Annotated in this window: 14 protein-coding genes and 1 tRNA gene; 7 read left to right on the top strand and 8 right to left on the bottom strand. The window is 63.6% G+C overall.

The genetic code is table 11. The annotated features are described in order from the left end of the window. Positions 1-72 precede the first annotated feature (72 nt). Both VGD10_RS07555 and VGD10_RS07560 read left to right on the top strand, forming a co-directional pair. Positions 73-711 (top strand): PilZ domain-containing protein, encoded by a 639-nt coding sequence (locus VGD10_RS07555; RefSeq protein WP_331040195.1) that lies wholly within the window; start codon positions 73-75, stop codon positions 709-711. A 54-nt stretch (positions 712-765) separates the two neighbouring features. After that, entirely contained in the window at positions 766-1914 is a 1149-nt protein-coding gene (locus tag VGD10_RS07560; RefSeq protein WP_331040196.1) for an N-acetyltransferase, read from the top strand. Here the strand turns inward: VGD10_RS07560 and VGD10_RS07565 are convergent. Together VGD10_RS07565 and VGD10_RS07570 are read right to left on the bottom strand one after the other, a co-directional pair. Beyond that, positions 1911-2777, bottom strand: coding sequence for an S-methyl-5'-thioadenosine phosphorylase (locus VGD10_RS07565; protein WP_331040197.1), 867 nt, complete (start codon positions 2775-2777; stop codon positions 1911-1913). The genes VGD10_RS07560 and VGD10_RS07565 overlap by 4 nt on opposite strands. Before the next feature lie 176 nt (positions 2778-2953). After that, positions 2954-3029 (bottom strand) — tRNA-Ala (locus VGD10_RS07570). Positions 3030-3260: 231 nt separating this feature from the next. On the opposite strand from VGD10_RS07570, the gene VGD10_RS07575 reads away from it, so the two are divergent. Continuing rightward, positions 3261-4625 (top strand): DUF2171 domain-containing protein, encoded by a 1365-nt coding sequence (locus VGD10_RS07575; RefSeq protein ID WP_331040198.1) that lies wholly within the window; start codon positions 3261-3263, stop codon positions 4623-4625. Positions 4626-4725: 100 nt separating this feature from the next. After that, the gene (locus tag VGD10_RS07580) at positions 4726-5715 is read left to right on the top strand and encodes an NADP-dependent oxidoreductase (protein ID WP_331040199.1); all 990 of its coding nucleotides are present in this window, start codon (positions 4726-4728) and stop codon (positions 5713-5715) included. Here the strand turns inward: VGD10_RS07580 and VGD10_RS07585 are convergent. From VGD10_RS07585 to VGD10_RS07610, 6 genes are all read right to left on the bottom strand, one after another. Continuing rightward, positions 5710-5994 (bottom strand): DUF6894 family protein, encoded by a 285-nt coding sequence (locus VGD10_RS07585; protein ID WP_331040200.1) that lies wholly within the window; start codon positions 5992-5994, stop codon positions 5710-5712. The two genes, VGD10_RS07580 and VGD10_RS07585, sit on opposite strands and share 6 nt — an antisense overlap. Positions 5995-6082: 88 nt before the next feature. After that, positions 6083-7381, bottom strand: a complete 1299-nt coding sequence (locus VGD10_RS07590) for an MFS transporter (RefSeq protein WP_331040201.1) — start codon at positions 7379-7381, stop codon at positions 6083-6085. A 337-nt stretch (positions 7382-7718) separates the two neighbouring features. Then, positions 7719-9668: an ATP-dependent nuclease gene (locus VGD10_RS07595; RefSeq protein ID WP_331040202.1), complete on the bottom strand. Its 1950-nt coding sequence runs from the start codon at positions 9666-9668 to the stop codon at positions 7719-7721. 131 nt (positions 9669-9799) lie between these two features. Next, positions 9800-11236 (bottom strand): UdgX family uracil-DNA binding protein, encoded by a 1437-nt coding sequence (locus tag VGD10_RS07600; RefSeq protein WP_331040203.1) that lies wholly within the window; start codon positions 11234-11236, stop codon positions 9800-9802. A 27-nt stretch (positions 11237-11263) separates the two neighbouring features. After that, a complete protein-coding gene (locus VGD10_RS07605) occupies positions 11264-12127 on the bottom strand; it encodes a nuclear transport factor 2 family protein (protein ID WP_331040204.1) in 864 nt (287 codons plus the stop codon). Positions 12128-12194: 67 nt separating this feature from the next. Then, positions 12195-13439, bottom strand: coding sequence for a putative DNA modification/repair radical SAM protein (locus VGD10_RS07610; protein WP_331040205.1), 1245 nt, complete (start codon positions 13437-13439; stop codon positions 12195-12197). Positions 13440-13555: 116 nt separating this feature from the next. On the opposite strand from VGD10_RS07610, the gene VGD10_RS07615 reads away from it, so the two are divergent. The 3 genes from VGD10_RS07615 (at position 13556) to VGD10_RS07625 (ending at position 16850) form a co-directional block, all read left to right on the top strand. After that, positions 13556-13930 carry a BlaI/MecI/CopY family transcriptional regulator gene (locus VGD10_RS07615; RefSeq protein ID WP_331040206.1) on the top strand — a complete coding sequence of 125 codons (375 nt, stop codon included), beginning with the start codon at positions 13556-13558 and terminating at the stop codon, positions 13928-13930. Continuing rightward, the gene (locus VGD10_RS07620) at positions 13927-15636 is read left to right on the top strand and encodes a M56 family metallopeptidase (protein WP_331040207.1); all 1710 of its coding nucleotides are present in this window, start codon (positions 13927-13929) and stop codon (positions 15634-15636) included. The genes VGD10_RS07615 and VGD10_RS07620 overlap by 4 nt, the downstream gene beginning before the upstream one ends. A 173-nt stretch (positions 15637-15809) precedes the next feature. Beyond that, entirely contained in the window at positions 15810-16850 is a 1041-nt protein-coding gene (locus VGD10_RS07625) for a hypothetical protein (RefSeq protein WP_331040208.1), read from the top strand. The last annotated feature ends 29 nt before the right edge of the window (positions 16851-16879 follow it).

The raw sequence follows: 16879 nt of genomic DNA on the forward strand, positions 1-16879 counted from the left end.
TGGTTTTTAAGGCTCGGCAGCCTATCACCCTCTCAAAGACTGCAGCAGGGTTCGATGGGCCAAGAAAATATCATGCATTCGGCAGACCCGACGGAGGAGACGATGTTCTCCTTCTCGGACAAGGCGCCTCCGCCGCAGGAAAATGGCGGCGGCTACGCCCGGCGCCTCACGACCCTCCGTGTCGGCACGATCACCATCGACGGCCGGCGCGAGCTTTGCCTCATCCGCAACATCTCGGCGGGCGGGCTTCGCGCGCACGTCTATTCCCCGCTCGACAAGGGGCAGAAGGTCGCGGTCGAACTCAAGACCAATCAGCAGACCCAGGGAACGGTAAGCTGGATCCAGGACAATAGCGTCGGCATCGAATTCACGACGCCGATCGACGTCGAAGAACTGCTTGCGGCGCAGGCGGGCGGGGACGGCGCCTTTACTCCGCGTATGCCGCGGGTCGAGGTGGACCGGCTTGGCGAGCTTCGCATCGGCGCGCGCATCTATCCGATCAACACTTGCGACATATCGCAGGGTGGCGTGCAACTTGAGATCGATACGCCGCTACGCGTCGGCGATGCCGTCGTTCTGACGCTGGAAAAATGGCGGCCGATCCAGGGCGTCGTTCGCTGGTATTGCGAAGGGAAGGGCGGCATCTCCTTCAACCAGGTGATTCCCTTTCAGGAACTGATGGGCTGGCTTCGAGGCAGCAAGGCCGCCTGAAGTTCACTATCCGGGTATCGGTGACAGGCTTGTAGCGCGCCGTTAGAAGGCGCCATGACCGTCACGATCCGACCTGCCGTTACCGCGGCCGACCGCCGCGCCTTCGTCGATCTCGCCTGGGCGCTCTACGCGGACGATCCCAATTGGGTGCCGCCGCTGAAGAGCGAGGTGCACGGCCTCCTCGACCCGAAGAAGAACCCCTGGTTCGAACATGCCGAAGCGGCCTTCTTCCTCGCTGAGCGGCGCGGAAAGCCGGTTGGACGTATCTCGGCGCAGGTGGACCGGCTGGTGCTGGAAGCGCCGCCGGAGCAGGGCATGGGACCCGGCACCGGCCAATGGGGCATGTTCGAGGCGGCGGACGAAGAGGCCGCGGCGTCGCTCATCGCGCGGGCCGAGCAGTGGCTCCGCGACAAGGGCATGACGCGGGCGCAGGGGCCGTTCAGCCTCTCCATCTGGGACGAGCCGGGGCTGCTGGTCAAAGGCCACGATCATGCTCCGACGGTGATGATGGGGCACCACAATCCGGCTTATCAGGCTTGGGTCGAAGCGGCCGGTTACAAGGGCGTGAAAGACCTCGTCACCTACGAACTCGACATCACCTACGATCCGCCGCCGCTGGTCCGGCGCCTGCTGACGTCCGGCGGGCGCGACCCCAGCATCGTCATCCGCAAGGTCGACAAGTCGAAGTTCGACGCGGAGGCCGCGATCATCCTCGGCATCCTCAACGACGCCTGGTCCGACAATTGGGGCTTCATCCCGCTGACCGATGCGGAGATCGCCTATGCGGGCAAGAAGCTGAAGCCGATCGTGTTCGAGGACCTCATCCGCATCGCCGAGGTGGACGGCGAACCGGTCGCCTTCATGATCACCCTCCCCGACCTCAACGAGCTGACGCGGGACCTTAATGGCAGCCTCCTCCCCTTCGGCTGGGCGAAATTGCTCTGGCGCCTCCGGAAGCCGAAGGTGCGGACGATGCGCGTGCCGCTGATGGGCGTCGTGAAGAGGCTGCAGTCATCGCGTCTAGCGGGGCAGCTCGCCTTCATGATGATCGAGCGGATCCGCCTGGCATCGGTCGCGAACTATGGCGCGACGCGGGGCGAGATCGGCTGGATCCTGGAAGACAATAGCGGGATGGTGGCGATTGCGGATGCGCTCGTCACGAATATAAACAAGGTTTACCGCGTCTACGAAAAGCCGCTTTAGGCGAGCAGCCGGCGGCAGACCGCATCGAGCTTCGCCAGCAAGGCGGGGTCGCGCGCGGCAGGCGTGGTAATGACTGCCGTGTCGAGGGCGGTGTCGATGGGTGACGCCTCCCGCTCCGCAGGCAGCGCCTTCGCAAGCTCCACGATCAGGCGCCGGGCCGTTTCGGCATTGGCCATGAGCTGCGCGATGATCGCGGAAACCTCCACCGCTTCCTCGCCCGTCCGCCAGCAATCGTAATCGGTGACCATGCCGACGAGCGCGTAGGGAAGCTCCGCTTCGCGGGCGAGCTTGGCTTCGGGCATGGCGGTCATGCCGATCACGCCGCAGCCCCACTGGCGGTAGAGCTCGCTTTCCGCACGTGAGGAGAATTGCGGCCCCTCCATCGCGAGATAGGTGCCGCCCCGCGCCACGTCCGCGCCCGCCGCTTCGGCGGCCGCGGCGGCCAGGGCGGACAGGCGCGGGCAGACCGGATCGGCCATAGAGACGTGAGCGACCATGCCGGGGCCGAAGAAGCTCTTCTCCCGCGCGAAGGTGCGGTCGATGAACTGGTCGACGACGACGAAGCGCCCCGGCGCCAGCTCCTCCCGGAGCGAGCCGACCGCGGAGATGGCGATAAGATCGGTGCATCCCGCGCGCTTCAAGGCATCGACATTGGCGCGGGCGTTGACGTGGCTCGGCGGGGTGCGGTGGCCGCGTCCATGCCGGGGGAGGAAGACGAACTTCACGCCGGCGATGCGCCCGGTCAGCAAGGCGTCCGACGGCCGTCCCCAAGGCGTGTCGACCTCCACCCATTGCGCATCCTCGAGCGCATCCACCTCATAAAGGCCGGAGCCGCCCACGACACCGATCGTCCATTCGCTCAAGAGCGTGTTCCTCACTGGGTTCTGACGTCGTTCCCGTTTATCAGGTGGAGAACCGAGGCTCGATGGCTAGGAGACTTACTCTCGCCAGAGCAATTTATTTTTTAATACAGCCATTGCGAGACGCCATAACGGCTCGATGACGAGCTGCAACTACAGGGTTAAAAGATTGAGGCGGCTGGTGGAGCTGAGGGGAATCGAACCCCTGACCTCTGCAGTGCGATTGCAGCGCTCTCCCATCTGAGCTACAGCCCCGCGCCTTCGAAACAGCCGCCGAAGCATGCTCCGGCCTGACTGGCGAGGCGGTCCAATAGCCGCGCCTTACACCCGATGCAATCCGCCATTTCGTTTCGTCTGCGGCCCCGAACGTACTGGCCTGAGCGCCGGAACGGGCGCCATTTCTCCCTCGTTCCACCTCCCGATCGCGGCCGCCGTGCGGCTCCCGCTCGCGCGCCGCGGCTCCAGACAACGACAAGGAGAGGTTTCATGGACGACCGTTATGGCGACAACAGGCGCGGCGGCCGCGAAGGCGGACGGAACGAGCGCGGCTTTTTTGAGCGCGCGGGCGAGGAAATGAAGAGCTGGTTCGGCGGCGACGACAATGACCGCGAGCGCGGCATGGGCGGCGGCCGGAGCGACGATCGTCATGGCGATAACCGCTACCAGGGGTCGCACAATTTCGGCGGCGGCTTCGGCAACCAGACCGGCGAGAGCTGGAACCGCGACCGGCCGGGCGTGAGCTACGGCGACAGCAATCGCTCCTCCAGCGGCGGCTGGGGCAGCGAGCATGGCAGCCGCGACTGGGAGCGCGAGCGTTCGAGCAGCAGCCGCGGCCAGGATCATGATTGGAACCGCGGCCGGCACGGCGACAGCGACTGGGGTGCGGCATCGAACAGCCGCTCCGAAAGCCGCTACGGTAACACCGGCGGCGGCGATAACAATTGGCGCGGCCGGGACGATGATCGCTCCGAGCATCGCTACGGCGACTTCAGCTCCGCCGGCGGCGGCGGTGGCGGCGGTGCGGAAGTATTCGGCGAGCCGATGCAGGGCGGTACGTCCGGCTTCGGCGGCGCGCCGGATCACGGGCGTCGGTTCGACCGGATCGACCCGGGCCATGTGGGAACGCAGGGCGCGCATCCGATGTCCTCGCCCGTGGGCGGCGCCTATGGCGCGGGCTACGGCGTGCAGGCTGACGGCGGGGCGGGCAGCTCGGCGCGCTACGGCATGAGCCAGAGCAGCTTACGCGGCGATCAATTTGGGTCGCGCGGCGGCATGGGCGGCGGCTCGCAGGGCCAAGGCGGTTCGCAGGGAAGCCAGATGCGCTCGGGCGGCATGGCCGGCGGCGCAATGGGCTCCATGGGCGGCGGCCAGCGGCAGCACGATCCGCATTATCATGAATGGCGGAGCCGGCAGATCGAATCGCTGGACCGCGACTATGACGAATATCGCCGCGAGCATCAGTCGAAGTTCAACGACGACTTCGGCAACTGGCGGACGAAGCGCGGCGAGCAGCGCTCCTCGCTCGGCCGGATCACCGAGCATATGGAAGTGATGGGCTCCGACGGGCAGAAGATCGGCGTCGTCGACAAGGTGGCGGGCGACCGCATCATCCTGACCCGCAACGACGAGAATGCGGGCGGCGTCCACCATTCGATCCCCTGTTCCTGGATCGAGAAGGTCGAGGACAAGGTGACGGTCAACAAGAGCCGCGAGGAAGCGATGCGGCAGTGGCGGGACGAGGACCGCAACCGCGCCCTGTTCGAACGCGATGAAGGCGAGAACAGGGGCGGCGGCGAAGGGCCGCATATCCTCAATCGCAGCTTCTCCGGCACCTACGGCCGGGACGACTGATCCCCGAGCGGGATAGGAGAGGAGGCCCGGGCGGAAACGTCCGGGCCTTTTCTTATGCGCTCCCTCTGTTAGGTTTCGAACCGAAACGAGGAGAGTGAAGATGGCGAGCACCCGCGCGTGGATCCTGAAGTCGCGGCCCACCGGCATGCCGGACATGGGCAATTTCGAGCTTCGCGAGCGGGAGCAGGAGGCGCTCGGCGAAGGCAGGGTCCGCGTCGAAAACAGATGGCTGTCGGTCGACCCCTACATGCGGGGCCGGATGAACGACGTGAAAAGCTATGTGCCGCCGTTCGAGGTTGGAAAGCCGCTGGAAGGCGGCGCCGTCGGCAAGGTGATCGAGAGCCGGTCGCCGCATTTCAAGGAAGGCGACACGGTCTTCCACATGTACGGCTGGCGCGATCAGGCGGTGGGTCCGGCGGAGAAGTTCAACAAGGTGCCGCCGCTCGGCGTGTCGGACGAGCAATGGCTGGGCAATCTCGGCCTGACCGGCGCCACTGCCTATTTCGGCCTGCTGCGGGTTGCGGCGGCGAAGGAGGGCGACACGGTGTTCGTCTCCGCGGCGGCGGGCGCCGTGGGATCGGCGGTGGTGCAGATCGCCAAGGCGAAGGGGATGACCGTGATCGGCTCCGCCGGCGGCGAAGAGAAATGCGCGTGGGTGCGGGAAATCGGGGCCGATGCAGCGATCGATTACAAGGCGGGGCCGGTGGTGAAAGGGCTGATGGAAGCGGCGCCCAAAGGCATCGACGTTTATTTCGACAATGTCGGCGGCGAGCATCTGGATGCCGCGTTCGCGACTGCCCGCAACAATGCCCGCTTCGCGATCTGCGGGATGATCGACGCCTATAACGGGGCGCCGCAGAGCTTCCGTTACATGGCGCGGGTAATCGCGGCCCGCATCCAACTGAAGGGCTTCATCTACACGGACTATCTGCCGGAGATGGGCGACTTCTACCGCGACATGGGCGGTTGGGTCGCGTCGGGCCAGGTGAAGAGCCGCGAGACGATCCACGAGGGGCTGGAAGCGACGCCGCAGGCGTTCCTCGATCTCTTCACCGGCGGCAACACCGGCAAGATGCTGGTCCGGCTATGATGATTCCGCCGCGCGCCTGACCTCATATTCAGGTTCGCGCTGACGGACGATGTCGATCGCCTCGGAGAAGCGGAGGACGAACGCCGTCTCGCCGCCGCCGTCCATCACCTCGACGGTGGAGCCGAGGTCGAGCCTGCCGTCCATCACCTCCTCCGCCATCTGGGTCCGAGCGATGCGGATCGCCGTCCTGTGCGCGGCGGCGAGGTCGCGAAGATCGAGCCCTTCAGGGTCTTCAAGATAGTCTTCGCCGATGCGCGTGTGGAAGAAGTAGGCTGGCATAAAACCTTTTATTTCGATCGAGGCAGGGACCCGTCCCTTGCCCATTTTTGGTTAAGATGAACTTTCCCGTCGCTGAACGAAAGCGGCTTTAGCGTATCTCGTCGAGCCGCAGCCCCCGCGTCTCGCGGGCGAGCAGTGCGCTGATCCCGCTGATCGCGCAAGCGATGCCGACATAGAGGGCGACCGGAAGCGCGGAATCGTACGCCTTGTAGAGCGACAAAGCGATGATCGGCGCCAATGAGCCCGCGACGATCGAGGTGAGCTGATAAGCGATCGACACGCCCGAATAGCGGATGCGGGTTGGGAACAGTTCGGTGATGAACGCCGCCTGCGGCCCGTACATGGCGCTGTGGAGGACGAGGCCGATGACGATGGCGAGGATGATCGCGCTATTGTCGCCGCTGCCCAAGAGGCCGAACATGACGAAGCTCCAGACGGCGAGCCCCAGCCCGCCGAACGCATAGACCCAGCGGCGGCCGATCCGGTCCGACAGCAGAGCGAAGAGCGGGATGGCGAAGAACTGCACCGCCGCGCCGATCAGCAACGCGTTAAGGGCGGTGCTGCGGCTCTCCGCGGCGACGTCGACCAGATAGGTGAGCGTGAAGACGGTGAGGATATAGTAAGAGATATTCTCGCCGACGCGGAGGCCGGCGCCCAATAGCACCGCCTTCGGCCGCTCGCGGAACACGTCCATGGCGGGAAGCTTCGGCGGGATTTCGGATTCATCCAGCGCCTGCTCGAACATCGGGCTCTCCGACACGCGGTTGCGGATGTACCAGCCGACCACGACCAGAAGCGCGGAGAGGAGGAACGGCACGCGCCAGCCCCAGGCGAGGAAATCCGTCTCGCTCTGCATCTGCGACATGAGGGCGAGGATGCCGGCGGAAAGCAGGCTTCCGGCCGCAACGCCCGCCTGCGGCCAGCTTGCCCAGAAGCCGCGGCGTCCGGCATCGCCATGCTCGGCCGCCATCAAGACCGCGCCGCCCCATTCACCGCCGACCGCGAAGCCCTGAACCAGGCGGAGGAGGATGAGGAGGATCGGCGCCCAGATGCCGATTTGCGCGTAGGTCGGAAGGCAGCCGATCAGGACGGTGGCGACGCCCATCAGGATGAGGCTGAGCATCAACAGCCGCTTCCGCCCGATCCGGTCGCCATAATGGCCGAAGACGATGCCGCCCACCGGCCGCGCGACGAAGCCGAGCGCATAGGTGGCGAAGGAGAGGAGCGTCCCCGTCAGCGGATCGTAGCTTGGGAAGAAGAGCTTGTTGAAGACGAGCGCGGCGGCGGAGCCGTAGAGGAAGAAATCATACCATTCGATGGTGGTGCCAATGAGGCTCGCCCCCACCACGCGCCCGAGCGGCGTCCTTTCCTTCGCAGCTTCAGCCATGCCCCTCTCCCTCAAGCTTTTGCCGCATGGCTAAAGCCTCTTCCGCCGCCGCGCCAGAGGGCGAAAGGTCACACTAAGGCCACACCAAAACGTGAGCGGCGGCGGCGCGGCGCCATTTCCTACGCCCGCCGCCTTGGAGAGTCCGTAAAGTCCGTGTCCTACGCATACGCACGCCTGCGCGCGCGAGGCAGGCGGGAAAGCGGGAGACGAATTCAGGTGCGGAAGGCGGGCGCCGATCATCGACTAGGGTAGATCAGGCGAAACCCTATTCTTCAAGCTATGGGTGTTGACATAGGGTGGCATCAGAGCCCGGCTGAAATAGCAGCAGCCCAACTGATTAGCTTTTCCGCGTTCGCTTGACACGGACCGGGCCCTTTTTCGCCGCAGGCTGCGGTAAAGCCCCTAACCGCTCCTCCAGCTTCATCATTATCGTCTTCAAGCGATTTGTCGTTTGTCCAAGACCCACCTTGTAATCACCGCTTAAACGCAAATTCTGGAATAGCATTGAAAATGAGCTTTTCTCCGAAGCACCATATTCACCAGACAGCTTTTTGACTTCATCTGAATACAGCGCTTCGAAGGTCTTGCCCTTCAGTTTTGGATCCAAATCAGCAATCGTGATCACTTGCTCAGCTGAGAGCAGGTGATGATCTCTATAACGCTTGACGCTTTTCTGCCCCTCAGCGTCATCATCAAGCATGACTATAAAGCGCGTGCCTAGGCCTCGCAGGAGACTAATTAGAGTGCCCGCCTCGCTGGCAGAGGGAGCAGGGATCACGGTGACGCCCTTGAGAGCCTCCAATCTGGTTTGAAAATAGCTGAGCGGATGAAAATCATATTTTCCTTCAACAATGACCGCCCGCTCGCCGGGTACTAAGGGGCCAAAAGTGAATTTCAGAGCATCAAGTGCAGGTTGGAAGTAAGAAACTCGCTCAGGATAATCAGCAACGAATCTTCTGTACCGGGTCACTCCCACATCCGTGTCTTTCTGTGAGAACCGCAATCCAGAGTCCTCATTTTCAAAATCAATCGCCTTATTTTCGACGATATAAGCTTTTTCTAATGTCATTGGGTCTATCATGTAATGACTGTGCGTTGAATAGATAATATACTGATCACCTTGCGCAGTTTTGCTGAAGCTCTCCAGCAGTTTTATCTGAGCTTGCGCGTGAAGATTAGATGCGGGCTCATCAAATAGGAATATTGTACCTCTCTCATTACTCCTACTACGTCTGAACTGTGTGAAGAGAAGGAAGGTGAAGAACCATCGAAATCCTAGCGATCTTTGATGGAGAGAATAATCATGTTCTCCATCATGAATGAGAAGCTGGAGATAAGGTATATTACCCCGCTCTGGATCAATATCCCAATCAATCTTAACACTCTTGTCCTGAACAGCCTGCTCGAAGATTCTGTTCCATGCGGAAAACACAGTTCTAGATATAGCACCAGCCAAACGATTTACAGATGCGTCTATTGACCTTTTCTCGTCTTTTTTCCTGAATATCTGATAAAATCCGAATGGGTCGTTCTCCATCCCCTCACGATGGCGGGATATTTTCTCTACTATATGCCTCTCGATCGAAAGGTTATCATCAAGCGAGTCCGCAACGTCCTGCAAAACCTGTCGGAAATAATTATTTACAGTTGCGTCCTCTGCCTTTTCCCAGTCGGTTAGGTCCTCAAGATATATTCTCTCCGGCACATTGAAAAGAAAGGTAGGAAAGTACACTATCCTCGGAAATCGTGCGACCACGAAGTCGGTTGCTAGGCTCCAAACTTCCCGTGTGTCGCTAGTACCTCCTTCTGCCGTGTAGACGCGACCACCGATTTTCTTGAGAAACTTAGGCGTGAACTGCCAAAGCGTCTGCGTTTGAATGTGATCGCCATCTTTAAATCTATATACTCGGCGAACTCTAGTCGTGCGTGGGCATTCATCTTTTATAAGATAGTACCCCATTCTACGGCGCAGATGGTCGGCTAAGTCGTTGACGTCATCCTCGTCTAATAGTGCTTCTGATCTTATACTAATCTCGCCGGTGAAATTTCCCTTTTTAGACATTGGAAGCAGGTCTATCAAACTCTGCTGGGCTGATACGGTTTTAACTATCGAAGATGTTTGCTCATCGACGGATACGAAGTGAGACATAGCTTCCAGAATAGTGGTTTTACCGCTTTCATTAAGCCCAATCAGAGTGACGATGTTGCCCGGCGCTTTCGTCAGCACTTCAATAGTTAAATCTTGAATGCCTTTGAAATTCTCGATTTGAAATTGCACTAATTTCATGCCGGCCCTCCTACCGCTTGGCTCATGTCTTCATGCAAGGGGACATCAGTCAAGAGGCGCCTTCGATCTGCGCGAATTATTAAGTTGAGAAACGTCACCGTTTTGGACGGCATACTTAAGGATACCGCCGCTCAGGCCAATTCCCTCACTCGCTCCCCGACCTTCCGCAAATCCTCCACGAACCTTGCATATTCCTCCTCGCGGTTGTCGCGGACGCGGAGGAGGAAGCTGGGGTGGACGGTGACCCAGGTTTCGCCGCCGTCCAGCGCCTGCTGCGGCGCTCCGCGAAGGGCTGAAATCGTCACGTTCTTGCCGAACAGGGAGCGGGCGGCGGTGGCGCCGAGCGCAACCGTGACCGGCGGGCGGATGAGGGTGCGTTCCTGTTCGATCCACCAGCGGCAGGCGGTGATCTCGCCCGCATCGGGCTTCGAATGGATACGGCGCTTGCCGCGGCGTTCGAACTTGAAGTGCTTCACAGCATTGGTGACGTAGGTGGCGGCGCGGTCGACGCCCGCCTCCGCCAGCGCACGATCGAACAATTGCCCGGCCGGGCCGACGAAGGGCTTGCCGGCAAGATCCTCCTGATCGCCCGGCTGCTCGCCGACGAACATGATCTTCGCATCGAGCGGGCCTTCGCCGAACACGGTCTGCGTGCCGCATTTGTGGAGATCGCAGCGGGTGCAGGCGCGGGCGTCCACCACCAGAGCCTCCCACGCGGCGAGCATGTTGCCGCCGGGCTCGACACGCCGCTCCGCCTCGACCGCGCGGGCGAGGCCGCCGGAAGCCGCCTTTGCCCGTGACTTTTCGACCATCTCCGCCTCGCGTGCCTGGGCGCCTGCAATCAGCTCCCCCACCAACGCGGTCTCCGGCATGTTTTTCCAATATTTCTTCGGCATCTCCTTGGTCATCGCCTTCACCTTCACCCGCGCGGGATTGAAGATGGAGGCGTAATAGGTCTTCCACACCTCCTCGACCGGATCGCCGGAGGGCGCCTCCGATTTGGTGGCGCCGGGGCCTTCGGAGAGGGTTTCGCCGTCCCAGTGGATCGAGACTTCCGGCGTCAGGATCGACCAGCGCATCGAGGCGAAGCGGCGGACGAAGAAGCCGGCATTGGTGCGGACGATGTGATGGTCGGGCTCGAACCATGCGACGAAACGCGTGCCGCCTTCGTCCTCCACTTCGCGGAAGCGGACGAAGGCGCGCATCTTGTGGATGTCGCGCCGCACCTCCTTCGCCAGCGCCTCGAGGCGGCGGACGAGCGGGTCGGCGCTGTCTTCGAGCGCCCGCGGCTGCCGGCGGAGGCGGAGGAGCATCGTGTAGAGAAGCGAGAAGCGCTCAGGATCCGAATGGCAGATGACGGAGCGGGCGAGCTCGACGAACGGGCGCGGGACGGAGAAGGCGGGGGCATCGGCGGGGTCCAGCACCGCCTCGTCGCCGAACAGGTCGGCCGGCTGTTCGCCGACCTGCCAGGTTATTTCGGCCGGCGGCACGCGCGCGGCGGCGAGTGCGCGGGCGGCATTTCGCCAGCCGTCGAAATCTTCCTCATTTTCCAGCAGAGCGACGCGCATCAGGCACGCGAACGCCCAGGACGCGATTTAGCCGCGGCCGAACGCATTCAGATTTTCGGCGACGATCACCCAGCCGGACGGGCGCCGCTGCCAGACGCGCACGTAAGGTCCGCGCACGTCCTTCCCCGCCTCGGACCAGTTTCCGTAGCCATAGGTCCAGGCGAAGTCGCCCGCCGCGGAGATGCCGCCGCCTTCGGGCTTCATCGCAAGCTGGCGGGGGCGGGCGGCAAGCGCCGCGCGGGCGGCCTCAGGGCCGACGGCGGGCGTGATGCTGAGCCCGAACAGGTGCGCATCGGGCGCGAGCCGTTCGGTGAGGGCGGAGGTGTCGCGGGCCATCGCCTGGCCGAGCTCGGTGTCGAGCGCGAGCACCTCCTGCCAGGCACTGTCGGGATTGGTGGGGGCGGCGGTGGAGACCGGCATCACCAGCACGTCGTCGCCCTGCTTGCTGACGGGGGCGACGGTGCTTGCGCCCGTGCCCTGATCCAGCACCCATTTCCAGGAGCCGTCGGCCTGCTTCTTCCAGATGGTGAAATAGCCGCCATAGGATTTGCCGCCGTAGATGGCCGGGCCGGTGGTGAAGCCGAGGTCGCCGGAACGGGCGGCGCCGGCATAGATGGGCCACCAGACGATCTGGCCGGTGTTGTCGCGGTCGGGCCAGCCGGCGAGATCGGTTTTCACATTAACGACGCCCGCGGGCCGGACGGCGACGCCATCATCCGCGGAATATTCGAGAAAGGCCTGCTTCACCGACACCTGCTGGTGACGGGCGGCGAAAGCGCGTTCGGCGGCGATGACGGGCGCGGCCAGTTCCTCGCTGCTCAGCGACGGCGCCATCGTGGTGCAGGCGGTGGTGGCCAAAGCGGCGGCGGCGATCATGAGATTACGAAGCAAGACGGTTCCTCCCCACAGAGACGGCGGGAAGGTGAACCATCCCGCGCCCGCTGTCCATCGGGCGCGATCAGGTGCCGAACAGCTCAAGCTGCTTTTCGGGCGCGGTCAAGCGGCGCCTCAGGTCGGCGCGATCGGTGAGGGCGCCGGGCCGCCAGCCTTCGGCGCAGATGAAGGGGCGGATTTTGGCGACGGAGACGGTGAGGCGGCCGATATCCTCGAGCCGCAGCCGCCGCCATTTGCGGGAGCGGACGATCGCGTCCACCGCCTTGACGCCGAGGCCGGGGACGCGGAGCAGCATCTCGCGCGGGGCACGGTTCACGTCGACGGGGAATTGCTCGCGAAACTTCAGTGCCCAGGCGAGCTTCGGATCGATGTCGAGCGGCAGCATGCCGGTATCGTCCGCCGCCTCCACCACTTCCTTCGGCTTGAAGCCGTAGAAGCGCATCAGCCAGTCGGACTGGTAGAGCCGGTGCTCGCGCATCAAGGGCGGGCGCTGCAGGGGGAGGACGGTGCTCGCGTCCGGGATCGGCGAAAAAGCCGAATAGTAAACGCGGCGGAGGCGGAAGCGGTCGTAAAGCGTCGAGGCACGGGTGACGATGTCGCCGTCCGTCGCAGCGTCGGCGCCGACGATCATCTGCGTCGACTGGCCGGCGGGCGCGAATTTGGGCGCGGACTTGAAGCGCGTTTTGGCGTCGGCGCCTTCTTCGATGGCCGACTTCATCCCCCTCATCGCGCCTTCGATGCTGGCCGTGTCCTTTTCAGGGGCTAGGCGCTTCAAGCCTGTTTCGGTCGGAAGCTCGACATTGATCGACACTCGGTCGGCATAAAGGCCGGCTTTGTGGATCAGCTCCGGATCGGCATCGGGAATGGTTTTGAGGTGAATGTAGCCGCGGAAGTCGTGATCCTCGCGAAGGCTTCGCGCCACCTCGACGATCTGCTCCATCGTGTAATTGGATGAGCGAATGATGCCGGAGGAGAGGAACAGCCCCTCGATATAATTGCGCTTGTAGAAAGCGAGGGTGAGGTCGACCATCTCCTTCGCCGTGAAGCGGGCGCGGCGGACGTTCGAGCTCTTGCGGTTGATGCAATAATGGCAGTCGAAGATGCAGCTGTTGGTCAGCAGGATCTTGAGGAGCGAGATACAGCGGCCGTCCGGCGCGTAGGCGTGGCAGATGCCCATGCCTTCGGTGGAGCCGATGCCCTTGCCATCCTTGCTGTTCCGCTTCGCGGTGCCGGACGAGGCGCAGCTCGCATCATATTTGGCCGCGTCCGCCAAAATTGCGAGCTTCTCCCGGGTATCGAGCTGAGCCATGCGTTCTATCTATGTTCCTGATTTCGTAAAGTCCATGGCTGCGCTAAAAGAAAAAGGCTTGCGCGCTGTTACAAATGTGGCATCGTGGCGGTAATCAGCTTCGAGGTGAGTCTTCGATGATCAAGAACCTGCCGCGCCGCGAGCGCGAAATCTTCGAAATCCTTTTGAGCCTCGGTGAGGCGACAGCCACCGACATCCGCAAGGCGATGCCCGATGCGCCCAGCCATTCGGCGGTCCGGACGATGCTGACCCGGCTCGAGGCGAAGGGAGTCGTGACGCACCGGACGCAGGACCAGGCATACGTCTATAAAAGCGTGCCGCGGCCCGCGAAGGTGCGGGAATCGGCGCTTCAGAGCCTTGTCAAAACCTTCTTCGACGGTTCGGCTGTCAGCGCGGCGACCGCGCTCCTCGGCCTTTCCAAGACGATGAAGCCGGAGGAGCTCGAAGCGCTCCAGAAGGCGATCGACGAAGCGAAGGAGCGCCAGTCATGAACTTTTCCTTCTTCCTGGAAATGGCCTGGAAATCCGCGCTGATCGCGGGCGGCGCATTGCTGCTCGTCGCGCTTCTCAAATCCCGCGCGCCGGCCGACCGCGCAGATCTCCTGCGCTTGGCAGTGGGGCTCCTGCTGCTGCTTCCCTTCGTGTCGTTGCTGCTCCCGGCGCTGCAGGTCGAAATGGCCGCCAATCCCGAAGCTGCGCAGACGATCGACCTTGCAACCTTGGCGGCGCTGCAGGCGCAGGCTGCGGCCTATTCGGCGCCTGCGGCCGAGGCCAAGGGCTTCTGGGTCGATCCCGCTGCGCTTCTCGCCATGCTCTATACCGGCGGCGTCCTGATCTTCGGCATCCGTCTCACCGCGGGCCTTCTGACGCTCCGCCGCTGGACGGCCGCTGCTTCCGATCTCGCCGACCGCCGCTGGGCGCATAGCTTCGAGCGCATCCGGGACGAGGCCGGCGCGCCGGAGAAGCTGAGACTGCTCGTTTCGGACGAGGCGCCCTCCCCGCTCAGCTGGGGCTATTTCCGCCCTGTTATCCTGATCGACCGCGAATCCATGGACCGCGATGAGGATGTGGAGGCGATCCTCGCCCATGAGACGGCGCATGTTGTCCGCGGCGACTGGCTGACTTTGATGCTCGCCCGGCTCGCCGTCGTGCTTTTCTGGTTCAACCCGCTGGTCTGGATCCTGGAGCGCACCATGGTGCAGCAGGCCGAGGAAGCCGCCGACAGCTATGCGCTGGATGACGTCGAGCCCGCTCGCTACGCCCAGACTTTGCTCAACTGCATGCAGCATGCGCGCGGCGCCGCACTTCCGGCCAACAGCATCGGTGCGAGCGGCCTGTCCCGTCGCGTGAAAGCGGTGCTGGAAGGCCGCCGCACCCCCACCGGCTCGGTCTGGAGCCTCAGCGCCATGGTCGCGACGATCGCCTTTGCCGCGCCGGTCGCGGCGCTGGAGCTCACCGAAGCCGCCCGGGAAGGCGCACCGGCTCCTCTTGCGCCGCTCGCTCCCGCTGCGAGCGCAATGCCTGCTGCGAAGCCTGTGCCTGTTGCCGCGAAGGCAGAGACTGTGGCCGCTGCCTCCGTAGCGGCCGTCGCACCTGTCGCTGAAGCCGCGATCGTCACGGCAACCACCGCTGCGCCGGCGCCAGAACCAACGCCGATGGCGATCGTCACGTTCGAAAATTCCAAGGCGAAGCCCGTCCGCTTCGCCCATGTCAGCGCCTCCGCCATCGCCCAGGCCAGCGACATCGATATCGACGAGCGCGAGATCGCCCTCGCCGTCGCCGAAGCCCAGCGCGAGGCGCAGAGAGAAGCCGCGGAGGCCCAGCGCGAGGCACTGCGCGAAGCCGCCGAAGCACAGCGCGAGGCGCAGCGTGAAACCGCCCACGCGCTTCGCGAGACGAAGCGTGCTCGCCAGCAAATGGCCTGGAACATGGCCAAGGGTGCGGCCGACATGGAGCGCGGCGCCAAGGAAATGGAGCGCGGCGCCGAGCACATGCGCTCCGAAGCGAAGAAGCTGCGGTCCAGCCGTTCCTATCGCGAGAAGGTGATCGCCGAACATGCCGCGCGAGGCGAGCACACCACGCATGAGGAGCTGATCAAGGCAGCCAACGGCATGGAGAAAGGCGCCGACGGGATGCTGAAAGGCGCCGAAGGAATGCGTCGGGGCGCGAAGCAGATGCGCCGCCAGTACAGCCACTGATCTTCGAAGGGCGGCGGACCCGATCCGCCGCCTTTTCCGTCCGCAGCCGTAACCATCGCGCCGGGCCGCAACCTTAAGGCGGCGAACAGCGGAACGGCGCCATGACGTCACCCGTTGAATTTCCACGCGGGCGCACACCCCCGCGCCCTGGGAATCCAAAGGAGATGTCTCAAATGGCAGACGATCGCTATCGCGGCCGCGAAGGCGGCTACAATCGCAGCAATTCCATTTTCGGCGACGAGGACCGCGACCGCCAGGGCTATGGCGGCTACAGCAGCATGGAAAATCGCGACCAGGGCGGCTTCGGCGGCGGCCTCAGCGGGCGCGACAATGAACGCGGCTTCTTCGAGCGCGCGGGCGAGGCGGTAAGCAACTTCTTCGGCGGCGATGAGCAGGACCGTGGCCATTCGCAGCAGGGCAGCCGAAGCAATTACGGCGATTACGAGCGCGGCCAGAACCGCAGCTACGGACAAGGTTCGCAAAGCTACGGCCGGGGCTCGCAAAGCTACGGACAAGGCGGCTCCAGCGGGCACCGCGATTATGCCGGCAGCTACGAACGGAGCTATGGCGGCAGCAGCGGCGGCAGCCGTGACTATGGCAACGATTACGGAACGCGCGGCGGCGGATCGTCGGGCGGCGGCGTCCAGAGCTGGGGCCAGGCCAATGAAGGCCAGAGCTGGCGCGGGAATGAGCAGCGCTCCCAGAGCGGCCAGGGCTTCATCGGCGGAAGCAGCAGCGACCGCAGTGAAAGCTGGGGCGGCGGCAGCGACTGGCAAACCGGCCAGGGCGGCTCTTCGGGGCCGCAGCGCGGCGGCTCTTCCCCCTTCGACGATCATTATCGCAGCTGGCGCGACCAGCATATCAGCCAGCTCGACCGCGATTATGAGGATTATTGCCGCGACCGGCAGCAGCAGTTCGAAAGCGAGTTCAGCACGTGGCGCCAGGGCCGCAGCCAAGGCGGCCAAACGGGCCAGAGCGGCCAGACAGGCAGCGCGAGCACCAGCATGGGCGGCCAGAGCGAAGGCACCGGCACCATGACCAGCTCGAGCAGCACCGGGTCTTCGGGCGCCATGGCGTCGGGCGGCGCGACCGAAAGCAGCGGCAACAGCATGTCGGCCTCTGAAGCCAGCACCGGCAGCAGCGGCACGAGTGCCAGCACGGGCAGCAGCGCAGGCACCGGCCGCGGCCGCTCCAAAACCCAGACCAATCAATAAGCGCGAGAGCAGGCGCGGCTCCGCCCGGA

Source organism: Allosphingosinicella sp. (assembly GCF_036402135.1).
Classification (GTDB): domain Bacteria; phylum Pseudomonadota; class Alphaproteobacteria; order Sphingomonadales; family Sphingomonadaceae; genus Allosphingosinicella.

What these genes read in the sequence shown, in the direction of transcription:
- VGD10_RS07555 (WP_331040195.1), top strand. Translation starts at nt 73, where the DNA reads ATGCATTCGGCAGACCCGACGGAGGAGACGATGTTCTCCTTCTCGGAC.
- VGD10_RS07560 (WP_331040196.1), top strand. Translation starts at nt 766, where the DNA reads ATGACCGTCACGATCCGACCTGCCGTTACCGCGGCCGACCGCCGCGCC.
- VGD10_RS07575 (WP_331040198.1), top strand. Translation starts at nt 3,261, where the DNA reads ATGGACGACCGTTATGGCGACAACAGGCGCGGCGGCCGCGAAGGCGGA.
- VGD10_RS07580 (WP_331040199.1), top strand. Translation starts at nt 4,726, where the DNA reads ATGGCGAGCACCCGCGCGTGGATCCTGAAGTCGCGGCCCACCGGCATG.
- VGD10_RS07585 (WP_331040200.1), bottom strand. Translation starts at nt 5,994, where the DNA reads ATGCCAGCCTACTTCTTCCACACGCGCATCGGCGAAGACTATCTTGAA.
- VGD10_RS07590 (WP_331040201.1), bottom strand. Translation starts at nt 7,381, where the DNA reads ATGGCTGAAGCTGCGAAGGAAAGGACGCCGCTCGGGCGCGTGGTGGGG.
- VGD10_RS07595 (WP_331040202.1), bottom strand. Translation starts at nt 9,668, where the DNA reads ATGAAATTAGTGCAATTTCAAATCGAGAATTTCAAAGGCATTCAAGAT.
- VGD10_RS07600 (WP_331040203.1), bottom strand. Translation starts at nt 11,236, where the DNA reads ATGCGCGTCGCTCTGCTGGAAAATGAGGAAGATTTCGACGGCTGGCGA.
- VGD10_RS07610 (WP_331040205.1), bottom strand. Translation starts at nt 13,439, where the DNA reads ATGGCTCAGCTCGATACCCGGGAGAAGCTCGCAATTTTGGCGGACGCG.
- VGD10_RS07615 (WP_331040206.1), top strand. Translation starts at nt 13,556, where the DNA reads ATGATCAAGAACCTGCCGCGCCGCGAGCGCGAAATCTTCGAAATCCTT.
- VGD10_RS07620 (WP_331040207.1), top strand. Translation starts at nt 13,927, where the DNA reads ATGAACTTTTCCTTCTTCCTGGAAATGGCCTGGAAATCCGCGCTGATC.
- VGD10_RS07625 (WP_331040208.1), top strand. Translation starts at nt 15,810, where the DNA reads ATGGCAGACGATCGCTATCGCGGCCGCGAAGGCGGCTACAATCGCAGC.